General features: G+C 42.8%; 19 protein-coding genes and 1 other annotated feature. Of the genes, 14 read left to right on the top strand and 5 right to left on the bottom strand.

Annotated elements, in window-relative coordinates:
- Window positions 1-15: 15 nt before the first annotated feature.
- Entirely contained in the window at window positions 16-927 is a 912-nt protein-coding gene (appC, locus tag M1D69_RS14985; protein WP_084991544.1) for an oligopeptide ABC transporter permease AppC, read from the top strand.
- A gap of 205 nt (window positions 928-1,132) precedes the next feature.
- Window positions 1,133-1,885, top strand: coding sequence for a YjbA family protein (locus M1D69_RS14980; protein WP_024120912.1), 753 nt, complete (start codon window positions 1,133-1,135; stop codon window positions 1,883-1,885).
- Between the two features lie 38 nt (window positions 1,886-1,923).
- On the opposite strand, the gene trpS is transcribed toward M1D69_RS14980, so the two are convergent.
- A complete protein-coding gene (gene trpS / locus M1D69_RS14975; RefSeq protein WP_044156771.1) occupies window positions 1,924-2,916 on the bottom strand; it encodes a tryptophan--tRNA ligase in 993 nt (330 codons plus the stop codon).
- A 58-nt stretch (window positions 2,917-2,974) separates the two neighbouring features.
- Window positions 2,975-3,186 (bottom strand) — a binding site (T-box leader).
- A gap of 473 nt (window positions 3,187-3,659) precedes the next feature.
- Here trpS and oppA point away from each other — a divergent pair.
- The 8 genes from oppA (at window position 3,660) to spx (ending at window position 11,906) form a co-directional block, all read left to right on the top strand.
- Window positions 3,660-5,297 carry an oligopeptide ABC transporter substrate-binding protein OppA gene (gene oppA, locus M1D69_RS14970; protein WP_316274813.1) on the top strand — a complete coding sequence of 546 codons (1,638 nt, stop codon included), beginning with the start codon at window positions 3,660-3,662 and terminating at the stop codon, window positions 5,295-5,297.
- Window positions 5,298-5,404: 107 nt separating this feature from the next.
- Window positions 5,405-6,340 carry an oligopeptide ABC transporter permease OppB gene (gene oppB, locus M1D69_RS14965; protein ID WP_024120914.1) on the top strand — a complete coding sequence of 312 codons (936 nt, stop codon included), beginning with the start codon at window positions 5,405-5,407 and terminating at the stop codon, window positions 6,338-6,340.
- A 3-nt stretch (window positions 6,341-6,343) separates the two neighbouring features.
- Window positions 6,344-7,261 carry an oligopeptide ABC transporter permease OppC gene (gene oppC / locus M1D69_RS14960; protein ID WP_024120915.1) on the top strand — a complete coding sequence of 306 codons (918 nt, stop codon included), beginning with the start codon at window positions 6,344-6,346 and terminating at the stop codon, window positions 7,259-7,261.
- A 4-nt stretch (window positions 7,262-7,265) separates the two neighbouring features.
- A complete protein-coding gene (gene oppD / locus M1D69_RS14955) occupies window positions 7,266-8,342 on the top strand; it encodes an oligopeptide ABC transporter ATP-binding protein OppD (protein WP_340927409.1) in 1,077 nt (358 codons plus the stop codon).
- 1 nt (window position 8,343) lies between these two features.
- Window positions 8,344-9,261 carry an oligopeptide ABC transporter ATP-binding protein OppF gene (gene oppF / locus M1D69_RS14950; RefSeq protein WP_458105649.1) on the top strand — a complete coding sequence of 306 codons (918 nt, stop codon included), beginning with the start codon at window positions 8,344-8,346 and terminating at the stop codon, window positions 9,259-9,261.
- A gap of 107 nt (window positions 9,262-9,368) precedes the next feature.
- The gene (locus M1D69_RS14945) at window positions 9,369-10,586 is read left to right on the top strand and encodes an MFS transporter (protein ID WP_458106139.1); all 1,218 of its coding nucleotides are present in this window, start codon (window positions 9,369-9,371) and stop codon (window positions 10,584-10,586) included.
- A 166-nt stretch (window positions 10,587-10,752) separates the two neighbouring features.
- A complete protein-coding gene (locus tag M1D69_RS14940; protein WP_458105650.1) occupies window positions 10,753-11,331 on the top strand; it encodes a GNAT family N-acetyltransferase in 579 nt (192 codons plus the stop codon).
- A gap of 179 nt (window positions 11,332-11,510) precedes the next feature.
- Window positions 11,511-11,906, top strand: a complete 396-nt coding sequence (gene spx / locus M1D69_RS14935) for a transcriptional regulator Spx (RefSeq protein ID WP_024120919.1) — start codon at window positions 11,511-11,513, stop codon at window positions 11,904-11,906.
- Window positions 11,907-11,951: 45 nt separating this feature from the next.
- On the opposite strand, the gene M1D69_RS14930 is transcribed toward spx, so the two are convergent.
- Window positions 11,952-12,608 carry a TerC family protein gene (locus M1D69_RS14930; RefSeq protein WP_458105651.1) on the bottom strand — a complete coding sequence of 219 codons (657 nt, stop codon included), beginning with the start codon at window positions 12,606-12,608 and terminating at the stop codon, window positions 11,952-11,954.
- 186 nt (window positions 12,609-12,794) lie between these two features.
- On the opposite strand from M1D69_RS14930, the gene M1D69_RS14925 reads away from it, so the two are divergent.
- The 4 genes from M1D69_RS14925 to pepF all read left to right on the top strand — a co-directional run bounded on the left by M1D69_RS14925 (window position 12,795) and on the right by pepF (window position 16,911).
- Window positions 12,795-12,920, top strand: coding sequence for a hypothetical protein (locus M1D69_RS14925; protein ID WP_120698858.1), 126 nt, complete (start codon window positions 12,795-12,797; stop codon window positions 12,918-12,920).
- Window positions 12,887-13,543: an adaptor protein MecA gene (gene mecA / locus M1D69_RS14920; RefSeq protein ID WP_458105652.1), complete on the top strand. Its 657-nt coding sequence runs from the start codon at window positions 12,887-12,889 to the stop codon at window positions 13,541-13,543. Before M1D69_RS14925 ends, mecA begins: the two co-directional genes overlap by 34 nt.
- A gap of 157 nt (window positions 13,544-13,700) precedes the next feature.
- Window positions 13,701-14,852: a competence protein CoiA family protein gene (locus M1D69_RS14915; RefSeq protein WP_458105653.1), complete on the top strand. Its 1,152-nt coding sequence runs from the start codon at window positions 13,701-13,703 to the stop codon at window positions 14,850-14,852.
- 229 nt (window positions 14,853-15,081) lie between these two features.
- Window positions 15,082-16,911, top strand: coding sequence for an oligoendopeptidase F (pepF, locus tag M1D69_RS14910; RefSeq protein WP_176471078.1), 1,830 nt, complete (start codon window positions 15,082-15,084; stop codon window positions 16,909-16,911).
- 35 nt (window positions 16,912-16,946) lie between these two features.
- On the opposite strand, the gene M1D69_RS14905 is transcribed toward pepF, so the two are convergent.
- The 3 genes from M1D69_RS14905 to M1D69_RS14895 all read right to left on the bottom strand — a co-directional run bounded on the left by M1D69_RS14905 (window position 16,947) and on the right by M1D69_RS14895 (window position 18,722).
- Window positions 16,947-17,114 (bottom strand): hypothetical protein, encoded by a 168-nt coding sequence (locus M1D69_RS14905; RefSeq protein WP_024120925.1) that lies wholly within the window; start codon window positions 17,112-17,114, stop codon window positions 16,947-16,949.
- A gap of 313 nt (window positions 17,115-17,427) precedes the next feature.
- Window positions 17,428-18,327, bottom strand: coding sequence for a protease adaptor protein SpxH (gene spxH / locus M1D69_RS14900; RefSeq protein ID WP_044156379.1), 900 nt, complete (start codon window positions 18,325-18,327; stop codon window positions 17,428-17,430).
- Window positions 18,324-18,722, bottom strand: a complete 399-nt coding sequence (locus M1D69_RS14895; protein ID WP_010333756.1) for a globin domain-containing protein — start codon at window positions 18,720-18,722, stop codon at window positions 18,324-18,326. Before M1D69_RS14895 ends, spxH begins: the two co-directional genes overlap by 4 nt.
- Window positions 18,723-18,908: the final 186 nt, after the last annotated feature.

Genomic DNA, 18,908 nt, shown 5'->3' with positions numbered 1-18,908 from the left:
AGGAGGGAAACAGAGATGTCAGAGCTACAAACAACTCCCTCGCCGGAGATCAGGCTGAAAGAAAATATTTCGAAAAAACCAGATACGATGACCAAGATCTTCTGGGAAAAATTCTCGAAAAACAAACTGGCCATTCTAGGGGCCGTCCTACTGTTTATTATTATTATGTCGGCTGTTTTCGCTCCTTTGATTGCGCCTTATCCCCAAGAGCAGCAAAGCCTGCTTGATAAATATAAGGCACCGGGCCTTGAACATCTGATGGGAACGGATAAGTTCGGGCGTGATATTTTCAGCCGGATCTTGTATGGAGCGCGTGTCTCTTTATTGGTTGGTTTTGCGTCTGTAGTCGGTTCGATTCTAATCGGAACGGTTTTAGGGGCGTTAGCAGGATATTTCAGAGGAATCGTAGATGCTGTCATTATGCGTCTGGTCGACATTGTATTATCTATTCCGGATATTTTCTTGCTGATCACGCTGGTTACCATTTTCAAGCCTGGCGTGGACAAACTGATTTTAATTTTCTGTCTCACCGGCTGGACAACAACGGCACGATTGGTAAGAGGAGAGTTTCTATCGCTTCGTTCAAGGGAATACGTTCTGGCTGCTAAAACAATCGGAACGAAGACGCACAAAATTATCTTTTCACATATTCTCCCCAATGCGTTAGGGCCGATTATTGTGTCAGCAACATTAAAGGTAGGTTCAGTTATTCTCGCTGAGTCCGCGCTGAGCTACCTAGGCTTTGGGATTCAGCCGCCAATCGCAAGCTGGGGAAATATGCTTCAAGACGCACAAAATTTCACAGTGATGATTCAAGCATGGTGGTACCCATTATTTCCCGGGCTATTTATTTTAATTACCGTGCTGTGCTTTAACTTTGTCGGTGACGGCTTGCGGGATGCTCTGGATCCCAAAAATATTAAATAAAAATGAAAATCATGTTCGTTAGAAAATGTAACGAATTCCTAAAGTAAGCAGATTTCCTTTGTCAGAAAATATACGAGGAAGTCTGCTTGTTTTGTGTTTATAACAGAAACCCAGTTATTCCAGATTTCCTCAATCTCTATGGAATAATTTCTCTGCACCTTGCCTATACTGTGGACAACAGTTTTTATAAAGTGAGGGGTTAGAGATGTTATTTCTTCATGATGTGTGGGTCAATTGGTTTGAAGGGGAAGAAAATGGCTACAATGTATGCCACTTTCATGAATGGCGCAAGGAAGATACGGTTGAGCTTTTGGATCAGGTGCCTCTCTTAAGGGTGCCGTCAGTATTGTTTCATTACATAGAAAACGATTTGTCAGAGCTTCCGAAAGATTTGCTTGAAGAGGTTCATCAAAAATCGTACATTCGCAAAAATCATGAACGCACAAAGCTGGAGTATTGTTTTGTTGTGACGGACGGAATCGGCATTTTGGCTGTTGATACAATCGGCTACACGATCCCTGTCAGAAAAAGCCGCCTTATCCCGCGGCAGGAGCAGCTCGTGTATGAAATGGTGAAAGATGTAGAGCCGGAAACGTATGAATTTGAGCCGAAGAAGCTGGAGTCCTCAAAAGAATATCATATCTTATCATTGGCACCAGAGCATGTCAGAGGATTAACGAGAAAAGAGCGGCAAATTAAGCAGCTTATGTTTATGGCCCTGGATCAATTAAAAGGGCTGAAAAACCGTGCGGAGATTGGCTACTGGTACACAGAGTGGAACCCGCATATGTATGAACAAATCAAACGGATGAGCTTTGAAGAGATTTGGGACATGCTGTATAACGAAACCATTGAAGGCTGGTCGGACAAGCATTTGGCTTTTTGCGAAAACCTGATCAAAGGTCAGCCTTTTTTCGAGAAGCTTTGGGAAATAGAAAATGAATCAAAGGTAAATTAAAAAAACCGCTCTTGCAAATCGCAAGAGCGGTCTTTTTGTTATCGTCTTTTTCGGCCGAGACCCATGGCATTTTCCATTTTTTTGAGCATTTTGTTTGCTGTCCGGTTCGCCCGCTCAGCGCCTTCATCAAGAATCCGGTCTAATTCTTCTGACTCAATCAGTTCATGATAACGGTCTTGAATTGGCTTCAATGCGCCGACTACCACTTCTGCCAAATCACCTTTGAACTCGCCATAGCCTTTTCCTTCGTATTTCGCTTCAAGCTCTTCAATCGTCGTATTGCCGAGAATTGAATAAATCGTAAGAAGGTTGGAAACGCCCGGTTTGTTTTCTTTATCAAATTTTACAATACCTTCAGAATCTGTCACAGCGCTTTTGATTTTCTTTTCAAGCTGCTTTGGTTCGTCCAGCAATGTAATAAAAGATTTCTGGTTCGGATCAGATTTACTCATTTTCTTCAGCGGGTCAGTCAGAGACATGATCCGAGCGCCTACTTTTGGAATCTTCACTTCCGGAATTGTAAAGATGTCGTTATATTTTTTGTTAAATCGCTCTGCAAGGTTTCGTGTCAGCTCAAGATGCTGCTTTTGATCCTCGCCGACAGGCACAAGATCTGTTCCGTACAGCAGAATGTCAGCAGCCATCAGCGGCGGGTACGTTAACAGGCCCGAGACAACTGCTTCTTTGCCATTTGACTTGTCCTTAAATTGTGTCATTCGTTCAAGCTCGCCGATATAAGCGACGCACTGCATCATCCAACCGGCCTGTGCATGTGCGGGAACCTCTGATTGAATAAACAGCGTTGCCTTTTCAGGGTCGAGACCGACAGCTAGATAAAGCGCAGCCAGACTGCGGATGTTTTTTCTCAGCTGAAGCCGATCCTGAGGCACTGTGATCGCATGCTGGTCTACGATGCAAAAATAGCTGTGATAATCATGCTGCAGTTCGACAAACTGCTTCATTGCACCGATGTAGTTGCCGAGTGTAACGGAACCGCTTGGCTGGATGCCTGAAAAAATCGTCTGTTTCATTGGAAAATCAACCTCATTTCTTAGAACATAATAAAAAAGGCTCATTCTTCCCCTGTAAAAAAGGGACGAATGAACCGTGGTACCACCCTGATTATTCCATTAAAATGGAATCACTCTGACGTTTGTAACGGAGACTGCTCCGGCTGAGCCTACTTTTTGGTTCGGTCAGCTGCTCCAAAGTCCATTCCACATTGCCCGTTATCTGCTCCCAGCACCGCAGACTCTCTTTAAACGGGTGAAATGTGTACTACTCTTTTTCATAGCAAGCTTTTCTTTTGATTGCTTCATTATAAATCAATTATAGCCAATTGTCATCCTGAAAAAACGTTCTTTTTGCATGAAAATTGTAATGATATAAATAAAAGAACAGTTATAAATCGTCCAAATGATAACCGCTCTCAGCGGTTAAACAGCTAGATATTATATGTATAAAGCAATATGGATTGGAAACTCCTAAAATAGTTTTTAATCAATTTATGCTTTAAACGGCAGAAGGATATCACGTTATTGGCAGAAAAACTAACGAAGTTTAAAAATTTTAAATTGATAAAATAATATTGCAATAAAGAATTTGTTTCATTATAATGAACTTGTTCACTCTATTGTTACAGCTTTTTTACAAAAATAATCAGAAAAGACGGAACAGAATAAAAGTTATGTAAACACTCAGGTTCATTTGTCTGATATTTCTGAGGATTTAGCCGTAAGGAGCTGAAAAAATGATTATTAGGGGGTTTGTGGATATGAAAAAACGTTGGTCGATTGTCACGTTAATGCTCATTTTCACTCTCGTGCTGAGCGCATGCGGCTTTGGCGGCAGCGGTTCAAACGGTGATGGGAAAAAAGACAGCAAAGGGAAGACGACTCTTAACATTAATATTAAAACTGAGCCGTTCTCCTTACATCCCGGCTTGGCAAATGACTCGGTATCAGGCGGGGTTATCCGTCAGACTTTTGAAGGATTGACACGTATTAATGCAGAGGGTGAGCCTGAAGAAGGGGCAGCTTCTAAAATTGAAACAAGCAAAGATGGAAAAACCTATACGTTTACGATTCGTGATGATGCAAAGTGGTCTAACGGTGACCCTGTCACAGCGCAAGATTTTGAATATGCATGGAAATGGGTGCTTGACCCTAATAACGAATCACAATACGCTTACCAGCTCTACTACATAAAAGGTGCTGAGGCGGCAAATACCGGTAAAGGCAGCCTTGATGATGTGGCAGTAAAAGCTGAAAACGATAAGACATTAAAGGTTGAACTAAACAACCCGACTCCATACTTCACTGAATTAACAGCATTCTATACTTATATGCCGATTAACAAAAAAATTGCAGAGAAAAACAAAAAGTGGAACACAAATGCCGGAGACGATTATGTGTCAAACGGGCCATTTAAGATGACGGCATGGAAACACAGCGGATCTATCGATCTTGAAAAGAATGATCAATACTGGGATAAAGACAAAGTCAAACTGAAGAAAATCAATATGGTGATGATCAACAACAACAATACTGAACTGAAAAAATTCCAAGCTGGCGAACTTGATTGGGCCGGTTTGCCGCTCGGACAGCTTCCGACTGAATCGCTCCCTAGCTTGAAAAAAGACGGTTCTTTACATGTTGAGCCAATGGCGGGTGTGTATTGGTACAAATTCAATACTGAAGCGAAGCCGTTAGACAACGTCAATATCCGTAAAGCATTATCTTATGCGATTGACCGCCAATCGATTGTTAAAAACATTACGCAGGGTGAACAAATCCCGGCAATGGCTGCGGTGCCGCCGACAATGAAGGGATTTGAAGATAACAAAGAAGGCTACTACAAAGACAACGATGTCAAAACAGCAAAAGAATATCTTGAAAAAGGCCTGAAAGAAATGGGCTTAAGCAAGGCATCTGACCTTCCGAAAATCAAATTGTCTTATAACACTGATGATGCACATGCAAAAATCGCTCAGGCAGTGCAAGAAATGTGGAAGAAAAATTTAGGCGTGGATGTAGAGCTTGATAACTCAGAATGGAATGTATATATTGATAAGCTCCACAGCCAAGATTATCAAATCGCCCGTATGGGCTGGCTTGCCGACTTCAATGATCCTATGAACTTCCTTGAAATGTTCCGTGACAAAGACGGAGGTAATAACGATACCGGGTGGGAAAATCCGGAATTTAAAAAGCTTTTGAACCAGTCACAAACTGAAACTGATCCAACAAAACGTGCTGAGCTGCTGAAAAAAGCTGAAGATATTTTCATTGATGAAATGCCGGTAGCGCCAGTTTATTTTTATACGATTCCTTGGGTGCAAGACGAAAATCTGAAAGGAACCATCGTTACTGGAACCGGAGAAATTTATTTCAGAAACGCGTACTTTCAATAAGTCTTATTTGTGAAAACAAAAACCTCAAGGTATATGGGGACTTATTTCCCATATACCTTTCTTACTGAAGGATTGTAAAAATGTAAAAATCATGGAGGTGTTCCCCCTTGCTAAAATATATTGGAAGACGCTTAGTCTATATGATTATCACATTATTTGTGATTGTAACCGTGACATTCTTCTTAATGCAAGCAGCACCGGGCGGGCCGTTTTCGGGTGAGAAAAAGCTTCCGCCTGAAATTGAAGCAAACTTAAATGCGCATTATGGCTTGGACAAGCCGCTGTTTGTACAATATGCGAGCTATTTGAAATCTGTTGCAATGTGGGATTTCGGACCGTCATTTAAATATAAAGGTCAGAGTGTCAATGACCTGATCAGTTCAGGTTTCCCCGTTTCATTCACTCTTGGAGCAGAAGCTATTCTCCTCGCTTTAGCGTTTGGTGTATTGTTTGGGGTCATTGCAGCCCTTTACCATAATAAGTGGCAGGATTATACCGTCGCGATTTTAACGATCTTTGGTATTTCAGTTCCGAGCTTTATCATGGCGGCTGTGCTGCAATATGTGTTCTCTATGAAGCTCGAGCTGTTTCCGGTCGCGGGGTGGGAGTCCTGGTCATACACCTTTTTGCCTTCCATCGCACTTGCTTCCATGCCGATGGCGTTTATTGCCAGACTTTCCCGTTCAAGCATGATCGAAGTGTTAAACAGTGATTATATTCGCACAGCGAAAGCAAAAGGGCTGTCGCGTCCTGCAGTTACAGTGCGGCACGCCATCCGAAACGCGCTGTTGCCAGTCGTTACATATATGGGCCCGATGGCCGCGCAGGTTTTAACTGGAAGCTTTATCATTGAAACCATTTTTGGTATCCCGGGGCTTGGTTCACACTTCGTAAACAGTATTACAAACCGTGATTATACGGTCATTATGGGTGTAACGGTGTTCTTCAGTGTCATCCTGCTTTTATGTGTATTAATTGTAGACGTGTTATACGGCATTATTGATCCAAGAATCAAGCTTTCCAAAGCAAAGAAAGGAGCCTAGGCCATGCAGAACATTCCAAAAAACATGTTTGAACCAGCCGCAGCGAATGCCGGCGATGCTGAGAAAATAAGTAAAAAGAGCCTTTCCCTCTGGAAAGATGCGATGCTACGCTTCCGCAGCAATAAACTTGCGATGGTCGGGCTTGTTATTATTGTTCTCATTATTCTCATGGCGATTTTTGCGCCTGTTTTCTCAAAATATGATTATTCGACTACCAATCTCTTAAATGCGGATAAGCCGCCTTCAAAAGATCACTGGTTCGGGACTGATGATCTAGGAAGGGACATTTTCGTCCGTACATGGGTAGGTGCGCGAATTTCAATCTTTATCGGTGTCGCGGCCGCTGTTCTTGACTTGCTGATCGGTGTTATTTGGGGCAGTATTTCAGGGTTCCGCGGAGGCAGAACAGATGAGATTATGATGCGTATCGCAGATATCCTTTGGGCTGTTCCTTCATTATTAATGGTTATCCTGCTGATGGTTGTTCTTCCGAAAGGGCTGTTAACGATTATTATTGCCATGACGATTACGGGCTGGATTAACATGGCCAGAATCGTTCGCGGACAAGTGCTGCAGCTGAAGAACCAGGAATACGTGCTTGCGTCGCAGACACTCGGGGCGAAAACATCCCGTCTGCTGTTTAAACATATCGTGCCGAACGCAATGGGCTCTATTTTAGTCACGATGACACTAACTGTTCCAACCGCGATTTTTACAGAAGCCTTTTTAAGCTATTTAGGACTTGGTGTTCCGGCTCCTCTTGCAAGCTGGGGAACGATGGCTTCTGACGGATTGCCTGCATTGACCTATTATCCGTGGCGTTTGTTTTTCCCTGCCGGTTTTATCTGCATTACCATGTTTGGTTTTAACGTTGTCGGCGACGGATTAAGAGACGCATTGGATCCTAAGTTACGTAAATAAGGGAGTGATACGGGTGACACGCCTACTAGAAGTAAAAGATTTAGCGATTTCATTTAAAACATACGGCGGAGAGGTCCAGGCGATCCGCGGAGTGAATTTCCATCTGAATAAAGGAGAAACATTGGCAATCGTCGGGGAGTCAGGCTCCGGAAAAAGTGTGACATCTCAAGCGATCATGAAGCTGATACCGATGCCCCCGGGATATTTTAAACGCGGTGAGATTTTATTTGACGGCAAGGATTTAGTGCCGCTGTCCGAAAAAGAAATGCAAAATGTACGGGGGAAAGAGATCGGAATGATATTCCAAGATCCGATGACCTCTTTAAACCCGACAATGAAAGTCGGCAAACAAATTACGGAAGTGCTGTTTAAACACGAAAACATTTCAAAGGAAGCTGCGAAAAAACGTGCTGTTGAGCTGCTGGATTTAGTAGGAATCCCAATGCCGGAAAAACGGGTCAACCAATTTCCGCACGAGTTTTCAGGCGGGATGAGACAGCGTGTTGTCATTGCGATGGCACTTGCGGCGAATCCGAAGCTTCTGATTGCCGATGAGCCGACAACTGCTCTTGATGTAACGATACAAGCGCAAATTCTGGAGTTGATGAAGGATTTACAAAAGAAAATTGACACCTCCATCATCTTTATCACTCACGATCTCGGTGTTGTGGCTAACGTTGCTGACCGGGTCGCTGTCATGTACGCGGGACAGATTGTAGAAACCGGCACGGTAGACGAAATTTTTTACGATCCGAGACATCCGTATACTTGGGGGCTGCTGGCATCCATGCCGACACTTGACAGCTCAGGAGACGAACAGCTGACGGCAATCCCGGGCACGCCGCCTGATTTGACAAATCCTCCAAAAGGAGATGCCTTTGCGCTCCGGAGCTCATATGCGATGAAAATTGATTTTGAACAGGAGCCGCCAATGTTTAAGGTTTCCGATACTCATTATGTGAAATCGTGGCTGCTTCATCCTGATGCGCCAAAGGTAGAGCCGCCTGAAACGGTAAAAGCGAAAATGCGGACGCTGGCGAATACGTATCAAAAACCTGTCTTAGTGAGAGAAGGTGAATAAATTGACGGAGAAACTATTAGAAATCAAACATTTAAAACAGCACTTTGTTACACCGAGAGGAACGGTTAAGGCCGTAGATGACCTGTCGTTTGATATCTATAGAGGCGAAACATTAGGTCTTGTTGGTGAATCCGGCTGCGGTAAATCGACAACAGGCCGAAGTATCATTCGGCTGTACGAAGCAACTGATGGCGAGGTGCTGTTTAACGGTGAAAATGTTCACGGTAAAAAATCCCGCAAAAAGCTGCTCGAATTCAACCGCAAAATGCAAATGATTTTCCAGGACCCATATGCATCGCTGAATCCGAGAATGACAGTCGCAGATATTATTGCAGAAGGCCTCGACATTCATAAGCTGACGAAAACGAAGAAAGAGCGTATGCAGCGGGTTCATGAGCTCCTGCAAACAGTCGGTTTAAACAAGGAGCATGCCAACCGCTATCCGCATGAATTTTCCGGCGGACAGCGGCAAAGAATCGGGATTGCGAGAGCTCTTGCCGTTGATCCTGAATTTATTATCGCGGATGAACCGATTTCTGCATTGGATGTGTCTATTCAGGCACAGGTCGTGAACTTAATGAAAGAACTACAAAAGGAAAAAGGGCTCACCTACTTGTTTATCGCTCATGATTTATCAATGGTCAAACACATCAGCGACCGTATCGGAGTGATGTATTTCGGAAAGCTGGTTGAACTTGCGCCGGCAGATGAACTTTACGAAAACCCGCTACACCCGTATACAAAATCATTGCTTTCTGCCATTCCGCTTCCTGACCCGGATTATGAGAGAAATCGTGTCCGCCAGAAATACGATCCGTCCGTGCATCGGTTAAAGGATGGAGAAAAGATGGAATTCCGTGAAGTAAAACCAGGTCATTTTGTGATGTGCACGGAAGAAGAATTTAAAGCCTATTCATAAGTTGAAAATCCTTCAAAACAAATGTTTTGAAGGATTTTTTTTATACAGGCTGATAGAAAGTAAGAGTCATATCTTTTACAATTAGAGGAAAAACGGAGGCGGACACTATTCAAATTATTCATCAGAAAAACGTCTTTGCGCTGCTTCTGTCGCAATCTCTGCAATCTTTAGCTGGAGTACTGGTGACAATCGTTTTAATGGTAAGGGTCTATCAAATGACCGACTCTGTCTTTTTTTCGGGTCTTATTTTATCGTTCATGTCGTTTGCAAGTGTTGCGGCAAGCTTTTGCATTTCAGATGCACTCCATAAGCTTGGTTTTAAAAAGGTTCTTGCCGGTGCAAGTTTGCTGAGAGCGGTCTTTGCGCTGCTAATCGCATACAGTGTCAGCCAAAACGGAATTTCCTCCTTGATCATGACGCTGCTGTTTGTTTTTTGTTTTTCATTTTCGGGCGCCTTTTTTCAGCCGGCAAGGTTCGCGCTGCTGCCTCTCATCGTTTCAAAAGAGCATTACGTGAAAGCAAACGGCGTGATTTCACTCGCTAATCAATTGTTTTTAACAGCTGGCTGGGGACTTGGAGGTTTTCTTACATATGCTGTATCCTTTGAGTTCGTGGTCGGCAGTGCCATTTGCCTGTTTGTCTTTTCCGGAGCTTTCATCAGCCTGCTTCATGTGAACGATGAAGGAACGAAAAGATCAGCTGAAGCAGCATCTGGCAGAAGTGTATGGAAGGATTTGGTGACAACCCCGATTGTAAGAGACATCACTGCAATGGACATGATAGAAGCTATTGCCGGCTCAGTTTGGTCATCTGCCATTCTTTTGGCTTTTACAGTGGCTGTTCTGCATGAAACAGAAGTGTGGTGGGGAATCTTTAACGCTTCTTATTTTATAGGTGCTATGATCGGCAGTGTCATTGCCATCCATTTTTCTGCATTTTTTGAGCGAAACATGGGGTACGCGATTATATTCAGCTCACTTGTGATGTCAGTGCTGACATTTTTCTTTGCGTTTTCTCCCTTGCCGTTTTTATGCGCCCTAGCTTGCGCGGCGATGGGGCCTTTTTATCAGGTCAGAGATATTTGTCAGGAAACCGTATTGCAGGAGGTCATTCCGGCACATAAGCGTATCGGGATCATGGCTGCCAAAAACGCGCTGTTGACTCCTTGGTCTGGTGTTACCTATTCCATCATGGGGCTGCTGGCTGATGCTGCCGGTGCAAAAACAGTTTTTATTTCGGCGGCTGTATTATATGGCATGACTTTTTTGATTGCGTTGGCGCAGCCCGGCCTGAGTCGTTACAAACAGGAAAAACGCGCGAATTGAGCATGATCAAACATCTCCGGTGAAACGACGAATCGTCTTACTTGCTGAAAAAAAATGAAACCATGCGGAAAGTTCGTACGTCTTTATAGATGTAAGGCTGTTTAAACAAGAAGAAATGGGGTATATCTAAAAGTATGAAGACAACGAACTCATAAGGAGCAAATCAATGAACTGGTACGAAAAGCTTAGCGAGTACTTTCCAATTGAAGAATTGAAATCAAAAGCGCATATGGAAGCTCTTTTGAAAGAGCGAAGCGATATTTATCATAAAGACGAAGGCAAGCATCATATTTTAATGTTTGCGGAATTTGAATCTTTTATCTTCGTTGATTATCTGTATGTGTCAAAAGATGCAAGAGGGCAGGGGCTTGGGGGCAAACTGCTTGCCAAGCTGAAAAAGAAAAATAAGCCGATATTGCTTGAGGTGGAGCCTGTGGATGAAGATGATGCTGATACAGAAAAACGCCTGAGATTTTATCAAAGAGAGCATTTTAAGCATGCTCAGTCAATTGGGTACCGGCGCCGGTCATTGGCTACGAATGAAGTCAACAAGATGGAGATTCTGTACTGGTCACCGAAAACAGAATCAGAAGAAGAAATTCTTGAAGCCATGAAACAGACATATGAAAAGATTCATACTTATAAAGATGAGAAATGGTACGGGGAATCATACGAAAAAACGGATGAAGTCCTGACACTCATTGATGAAGAAAAGCAAAAAAATATTTTCGATGAGTTAAGCTAATTGAGAATGCAAACACATGAATAAAATAAAAATTTGCTGGATTGACACATTTTTTTCTTAGGACACTGTTCACACTTACTTTTTTATAGTATAATACCTATAAAGATTCCTTTTTTAGAGTAATTTCAATTTAAGAATAAAATAGATGTTCATCCTACTAATTAGAGGAGTGAAGATGAATGGTTACATTATACACATCACCAAGCTGTACTTCATGCAGAAAGGCGAGAGCGTGGCTCGAGGAGCATGAGATTCCTTATGTAGAAAGAAACATTTTCTCTGAACCTTTATCAATTGATGAAATAAAACAAATCTTAAGAATGACTGAGGACGGAACAGATGAGATCATCTCAACCCGTTCAAAAGTATTCCAAAAATTGAATGTGAACGTTGAATCAATGCCGCTGCAAGACTTGTACCGCTTGATCAACGAGCACCCAGGGTTGCTTCGCCGTCCGATCATCATCGATGAAAAACGTTTGCAGGTCGGATACAACGAAGACGAAATCAGACGTTTCCTGCCAAGAAAAGTCCGCTCTTTCCAATTAAGAGAAGCACAGCGTTTGGCAAACTAATAGATCGCACGTTAAAAAGAAGGCTGAGACATCATCAGCCTTCTTTTATTTTTCAACCTGCTGATAATAAATGCTGGCAAGGATGACAAAGACGACAGTTAAAATGGGGAGAAGCGCTTCAACGGCGCCGTGCTGAGCCATAAAAAAAGACAGCTTTTTATCCCGGACGATCATTTCTCCGCCTGTATAAGCCAATAATCCGCTTCCCGCATAAATCAATAAAGGTATTTTCTCAAGCGCGATGTGGATAAGTTTGCTGCCCCAAATAATAACCGGCACCGATACACACAGACCAATCATAACGAGAGAAAGCTCACCGTGCGACGCTCCTGCGACAGCAATAACATTGTCCAGCGACATAAACAGGTCTGCGAGTACAATTGTTCGAATGGCTTTCCACAGAGAGGTGCTGCTTTTGACGTGCTGGGCGTCTTTTTTTTCAATTAATAGCTGGTATCCCAAATATAGAAGGAAAATTCCGCCGGTGCATTGCAGGAAAGGGATATTCAAAAGATAAACCGCTGCGCTTGTTAATCCGATTCTCATCGCAACGGCGATAAATGTTCCGAGAATAATGGCTTGCTGTCTTTGCTTGTCCGGTAAATTTCGGCAGGCCATGGCGATCACGACTGCATTATCGCCGCCGAGAATCAGATCAATTCCGACGATAAGCAGCAGCGATATCAGATAGTCATGCTCCATGAATCGGCACCTCGCTTTCGTTCCATCGCTTGTACCACTAATATATGAAGCGGGAGGCAATTTATGATAGTGGTGCGGAAGACAAGCCATTTTTTGGCCGAAGATGCATTTTTATTTCTTTTGTGACTGATTTATCATAAAATAGAAATACAAAGGAATTCACACTTGCCTAGGTTCAAGGTTAAGATGTGGACGGAATGGGTAAAGTGTAGTAAAGTACTATTAATCGGGAGCTTAGATGTCCCTTCAACATCTTATATAGAAGGGAAGGTTGGCAAATGGAAATTGAAAGAATTAACGAGCATACAGTAAAATTTTATATGTCTTATGGAGATATTGAAGATCGCGGTTTTGACAGAGAAGAAATTTGGTATAATCGTGAGCGCAGTGAAGAACTATTCTGGGAAGTTATGGATGAAGTTCATGAGGAAGAAGAATTCGCTGTTGAGGGTCCTCTTTGGATTCAAGTTCAGGCACTGGACAAAGGATTAGAAATTATCGTCACCAAAGCCCAGCTTTCCAAAGACGGACAAAAGCTCGAACTGCCGATTCCTGAGGATAAAAAGCAAGAACCAGCATCTGAGGATCTTGACGCCTTGCTGGATGATTTTCAAAAAGAAGAGCAAGAAGTCAATCAGGAAGAGAAGGAGCAAAAGCTTCAGTTTGTCTTGCGGTTTGATGACTTCGAAGATGTAATTTCTCTATCTAAATTAAACGTTAACGGAAGTAAAACGACTTTATATTCGTTTGAGAACCGATATTATTTATATGTGGATTTTCACAATTTGACTGATGAAGAGGTTGAAAATCAGCTAAGCATCCTGTTGGAGTACGCGTCTGAATCCTCAATCAGCATACACCGTCTTGAAGAATACGGCAAGCTGGTTGTATCAGAGCACGCTCTTGAAACGATAAAAAAACACTTTGCATCATAGCAGACCGATTTCTTGCCGGAAATCGGTTTTTTTCTATCTCAAAACAACATATTGAAGCTGGAAAATCAAAAACATACATATAGGCAAAACATCAGCGAACAGGAGTTCATCGGTTATTTCCAGAAAGAGTTATGAATCTGGAAAGGAGAGATGACAATTGTTTAGTGCTGTGACAGAAGACGGCCAAGTGTTTCACCTCATAGGCAGGCAGAGGAGAGAACAATTAAAGCAGTCCAGGTTTTTCTGCCCGGTGTGTGCTGAGGAGCTCGATGTGAAGCTAGGGTCTCAGAAAGCACCGCATTTTGCCCATAAACAGAACAAGTCCTGCACGATAGACATAGAACCTGAGAGCGCCTATCACTTAGAAGGAAAACGGCAGCTTTATGTATGGCTGAAAACGCAAAAGGCTTCCCCGCTTTTAGAGCCGTATGTGAAAGAGATTAAACAAAGGCCCGACATCTTGGCAAAAGTAAAGAGGGATACGCTTGCAGTTGAATACCAATGCGCGACTCTCGCTCCAGATGTCTTTCAAAAAAGAACAGCCGGTTTCAAACAAGCAGGAATGATACCGCAGTGGATTCTAGGAGGCAGCCGCTTAAAACGGACAACAGCATCCTTTTACCAGCTGTCTGCTTTCCATTGGCAGTTTATCAATGCCAGTCCGAACAATGATCTGTTATGTTACTGCCCCGAAACACATTCTTTCCTGAGGCTCAGCCGCATGATACCATTTTACACAACCCATTTTTATTGCTCCGTCCAAACGATTCCAATCCGCCAGGCAACGGCTGAAGATTTATTTTTCGCTGAACCAGATTCGTCGTTTAGGCACTCAGATTGGACAGGAGCCATTCTCCGTTTTCGCCGCAAAACTCATCGGTTTCTCTCTCAAGATATGAATCGGATCAGGCTTCTGTTTTATGAAAAACGGCAAACACCTCTCTCTTTTCTTCCGACAGAGGTGTTTGTTCCTGTAAAGAAAGGAGCTGTTTTTAAGAGTCCCGTTTTTGTATGGCAGGGCTATCTTTATCTGTTTATTACGGATCTTGGATATAAACATGCGCCCATTCGCTTTTCAGCCGTTTTGCAGCACTGCAAAATACACATTCATAAAAAGAACATTCTGCTAAGAGGCATATACAGGGATCAGGATTTCATTGAGGCGGTTAAACAGTACATTGAGTTTTTGTGCAAGAAGGGATTTTTGAGGGAGACTCAGAAAGAAGTATATGTGCTGAATCAGCCCGCAAAGCGCAGCCAATCATTACAGGATCTCATTGAAAAAGACAGAAGCTGTTTTATCGAATGAGTTTTCCTGATTTGGCTCACCCTAAGACAAAGGTGGTGGGCTGGTTGTGAGAAGCACAAAAGGAAAGGTTTTTCGTGTTTTTACTGCTTTTTTGGCATTCGTTCTCTTCATAACTGCATATGATTTGACAAATGGCAGTGAAAAACCGGAAGATATTCACAACACAAGTTTATTGAGAAACAACCGTTTTTTCAATTGGCTTGAATCAAAGAAAACGAGGGGGATCACCATGGCTGAGGAAAAAAAAGCTAATCAACTGCCTGACCGAAGCGAGGTAAAGGTAGAGGACACATGGAGACTAGAGGATATTTTTCCTAGTGATGAGGCCTGGAATAAAGAATTTCAAGCTGTCAAAGAATTAATACCGGATTTATCTAAGTATAAAGGCAAGCTGGCAGATTCAGCTGATCATTTATACGAAGCCCTTACTTACCAAGATAAGGTGATGGAGCGTTTGGGCAAACTTTACACATACGCGCATATGCGCTCAGACCAAGATACCGGGAACTCCTTTTATCAGGGGCTTAATGATAAGGCTGGAAATCTGTATACACAGGCCGCAAGCGCTACAGCCTATCTTGTTCCGGAGATTTTATCCATAGAGGAAGACAAACTGCAGCAGTTTATTCTTGAAAAAGAAGAGCTGAAGCTTTACTCACACGCGATTGAGGAAATCACAAAGGAACGCCCGCACGTGCTGAGCGAGAAGGAAGAAGCGCTGCTGGCTGAAGCTTCTGAGGTGCTGTCTTCGTCGTCAAATACGTTCAGCGTGTTAAATAATGCCGATATTACATTCCCATCAATTAAAGATGAAGAGGGAAATGAAAAACAGATCACTCACGGCAATTTTATTAATTTCTTAGAAAGCGAAAACCGCGAAGTCCGCAAAAATGCGTTTGACGCTGTATATAAAACATACGGCCAATATAAAAACACAATGGCGACTACCTTGAGCGGGACTGTGAAAAAAGACAACTTCTACGCAAGAATGAAAAAGTACAAATCAGCACGCGAAGCTGCGCTTTCTAACAACAGTATCCCTGAAGAGGTATACGACAATCTCGTCAAAACGATTAACAAGCATCTTCCGCTGCTGCATCGCTATATTGCACTGAGAAAGAAAGTGCTTGAGCTGGATGAAGTGCATATCTATGATCTGTATACACCGCTTGTGAAGGATGCGGGTATGAAGGTTACGTACGAACAAGCTAAAGATTATATGCTAAAGGGGCTTGCACCTTTAGGAGAAGAATACCGCTCTATCTTAAAAGAGGGGCTTGAAAACCGCTGGGTTGATGTTTATGAAAATAAAGGGAAACGCAACGGCGCTTACTCTTCTGGAACATACGGCACAAATCCGTATATTTTAATGAACTGGCATGATAATGTCAATAATCTCTTTACGCTGGTCCATGAGTTCGGCCACTCTGTTCACAGCTACTATACGAGAAAACATCAGCCATATCCTTACGGCAATTACAGCATCTTTGTCGCGGAAGTTGCCTCCACGACAAATGAAGCGCTGCTTGGTGAATATTTGCTGAACAATTTAGAGGACGAAAAACAGCGTTTATATATTCTCAACCATATGCTTGAGGGCTTTAGAGGAACCGTCTTCAGACAAACGATGTTTGCAGAATTTGAACATCTTATCCATATAAAAGCGCAAGAAGGAGAGCCCCTGACACCTGAGCTCCTGACCAATGTATATTATGATCTGAATAAAAAGTATTTCGGAAACGACATGGTGATTGATAAAGAAATCGGACTCGAATGGTCACGGATTCCCCATTTCTATTACAACTACTATGTATATCAGTATGCGACAGGGTACAGTGCGGCCCAGGCGTTAAGTAGCCAAATTTTGAAGGAAGGCAAGCCTGCGGTTGACCGCTATATTGACTTCCTGAAAGCGGGCAGCTCACAATATCCGATCGACATCCTGAAAAAAGCGGGCGTTGATATGACGTCTCCAGAACCGATTGAAGCTGCGTGCAAAATGTTTGAGGAAAAGCTTGATGAGATGGAAGAACTGCTGTTAAAAGTAAAGCAGTCTTAAAAAAATTGCCTGTGCATAAATGATGCACAGGCTTTTTAAAATCCTTTAAAGGTTTTCCGATGGTTCAGGCGGTACAAGGTAAACAGAATAGAGAGAAACAGCAGAGGGGATGTAATGTAAAGAGGCAGCATATGCATCATAGCTAATAAATTTAAACAGAAAAAAACAACAATGCACACAATTGAGATTACATTAAACATCATGGCGATCCTCCTCGTCCTTGTTCCTTACAAGCATATGAATGAAATCTGTCAGTTATGTTTTGTGACAAAAATATGAACATTAAGTTTAATGGTTGTCAACAGTCGACAACTTTTGATATGATAAGGATGTGAAATTGATCACAAACAAACATTACCCCTTTGTTTGACCGTGAAAAATTTCTCCCATCCCCTTTGTTGTCGTTAAGACATATGAAACCGCGCTTATCCCGGCGCGGTTTCTTTAGTGCTTTGTGCAGAACGTATGTTTGATTATTACACAAAAAAACAGCCTCAAGCATATACACGCCTGCGGCTATTTTTCACATGATTGGTATTCATCAGAACTGCTGGTGAGGGACTGCCAAAACATTCCATGCTTGGCCTCTACTTTGGCAACCTTTTTAGCAAACGCCAATTTTTTCATTTCCTTTTCTACCTCTTCAAGACTCAAATCATATACAAGAGCGATTTCCTTAGAGGCAACGAAACGGAAATATTCAATAAAACATTCCAGAGGCGGTGTTTCCGACGGCTTCGGCTCGTCGCCAAGCATCTCAAATAAGATTTCTTCATATACATGATATGAATAGCTGCCGGGGACCTTAAGTCCTTCGTCTTCATGCTGCGTATTAAAAAACGTCAGCGTCGGAGTGGCTGTAACATCCATCTCAGCCGCGATTTTCATGTCACATTGAAGCGCCTTTACCGCGCTTTGGGAGTGAAGGTCTTTTTGAAATTCCTCGAGATCTAGGCTTGTTTTTGACGCTATTTCCAAAAGCACGTTTTCATCCGTAATATTCTTCTTCGAAACGAACAGACTCTCTTGCATATTCCGAAGAAATTGCATACCGGCTCTTCTTCCTTGAAGTTCGGCTGCCTTAAATGCGAGAGCGGCCATATATGGAGAAGAGAGCGGCTGACCTTGCTCAAACCATACACTGCCGTCACACGGCATACCGGAACGGCTAGCGATCTTTTCCCAGGCTTCTGCCAGAAGATGCTTTTTGCGTTTCTTATTTAACGCTGTAAGGCTTGCGGATGCGATGATGCGTAAGGTGAAAAAACGTCCGTATCTGATTTTCATTTTTTTTATGACAGGCTCTAAGGACCAGCATTCGGGACATAAAGGGTCAACAAACATGTAGATTTCCAGCGGTTTTTTTGGATGGCCGTGGCAATGGGCGAAGTATTGCTCATGCTGATAGTTTGTCAATATGATCGATCCTCCGCTTCTGTTTGATTCACCATATGCCTTGCTGTCAACTCCAGCCGGCCAAACAAAAATTCACGAATATCGCCCTCTAGTCCTACATGGTCCATTGCGTCTTTCATACAGCTGAGCCACGCATCGGCCCTCTCGTTTGTAATTGGAAAGGGAAGATGTCTTGCCCTGAGCATGGGATGGCCGTGTTCCTCAGTATAAAGGGGAGGCCCGCCTAAATACTGTGTCAAAAATTGCTTTTGTTTCCTGGCCGTTTCTGTTAAATCGCTCGGAAATATGGGCTTAAGCAAAGGATGAGACGCGACACGCTCATAAAAAGTATCAACAAGTTGCGATAGAAGTTCTTCTCCAATCGCTTCATAAGGTGCGTTAAACGATTGTCCCATGTTGACTACTCCTTTAAATATGGCTAATAGGAATCATAATTCCTATTGCAAAAAGTTATTTTCTGTATTTATTTCAATTCATCTATGATTTATTTTAGCAACAAGGCATCATTTCTACAAACAAACTGCCTTTTATGTGCTTGAAGACAGGGTTCGGCTTTAGAGCCGGGTTTGTATTTCATATCA

The organism is Bacillus sp. PK3-037 (assembly GCF_054161355.1).
Note: the sequence above shows the minus strand (reverse complement) of the source record. Positions and strands in the feature narration are given on the sequence as shown.

Excerpts from the sequence above, each read along its gene's own strand:
- appC (WP_084991544.1), top strand. The coding sequence starts at position 16 with ATGTCAGAGCTACAAACAACTCCCTCGCCGGAGATCAGGCTGAAAGAA.
- M1D69_RS14980 (WP_024120912.1), top strand. The coding sequence starts at position 1,133 with ATGTTATTTCTTCATGATGTGTGGGTCAATTGGTTTGAAGGGGAAGAA.
- trpS (WP_044156771.1), bottom strand. The coding sequence starts at position 2,916 with ATGAAACAGACGATTTTTTCAGGCATCCAGCCAAGCGGTTCCGTTACA.
- oppA (WP_316274813.1), top strand. The coding sequence starts at position 3,660 with ATGAAAAAACGTTGGTCGATTGTCACGTTAATGCTCATTTTCACTCTC.
- oppC (WP_024120915.1), top strand. The coding sequence starts at position 6,344 with ATGCAGAACATTCCAAAAAACATGTTTGAACCAGCCGCAGCGAATGCC.
- M1D69_RS14940 (WP_458105650.1), top strand. The coding sequence starts at position 10,753 with ATGAACTGGTACGAAAAGCTTAGCGAGTACTTTCCAATTGAAGAATTG.
- spx (WP_024120919.1), top strand. The coding sequence starts at position 11,511 with ATGGTTACATTATACACATCACCAAGCTGTACTTCATGCAGAAAGGCG.
- M1D69_RS14930 (WP_458105651.1), bottom strand. The coding sequence starts at position 12,608 with ATGGAGCATGACTATCTGATATCGCTGCTGCTTATCGTCGGAATTGAT.
- M1D69_RS14925 (WP_120698858.1), top strand. The coding sequence starts at position 12,795 with ATGTGGACGGAATGGGTAAAGTGTAGTAAAGTACTATTAATCGGGAGC.
- mecA (WP_458105652.1), top strand. The coding sequence starts at position 12,887 with ATGGAAATTGAAAGAATTAACGAGCATACAGTAAAATTTTATATGTCT.
- pepF (WP_176471078.1), top strand. The coding sequence starts at position 15,082 with ATGGCTGAGGAAAAAAAAGCTAATCAACTGCCTGACCGAAGCGAGGTA.
- M1D69_RS14905 (WP_024120925.1), bottom strand. The coding sequence starts at position 17,114 with ATGATGTTTAATGTAATCTCAATTGTGTGCATTGTTGTTTTTTTCTGT.
- M1D69_RS14895 (WP_010333756.1), bottom strand. The coding sequence starts at position 18,722 with ATGGGACAATCGTTTAACGCACCTTATGAAGCGATTGGAGAAGAACTT.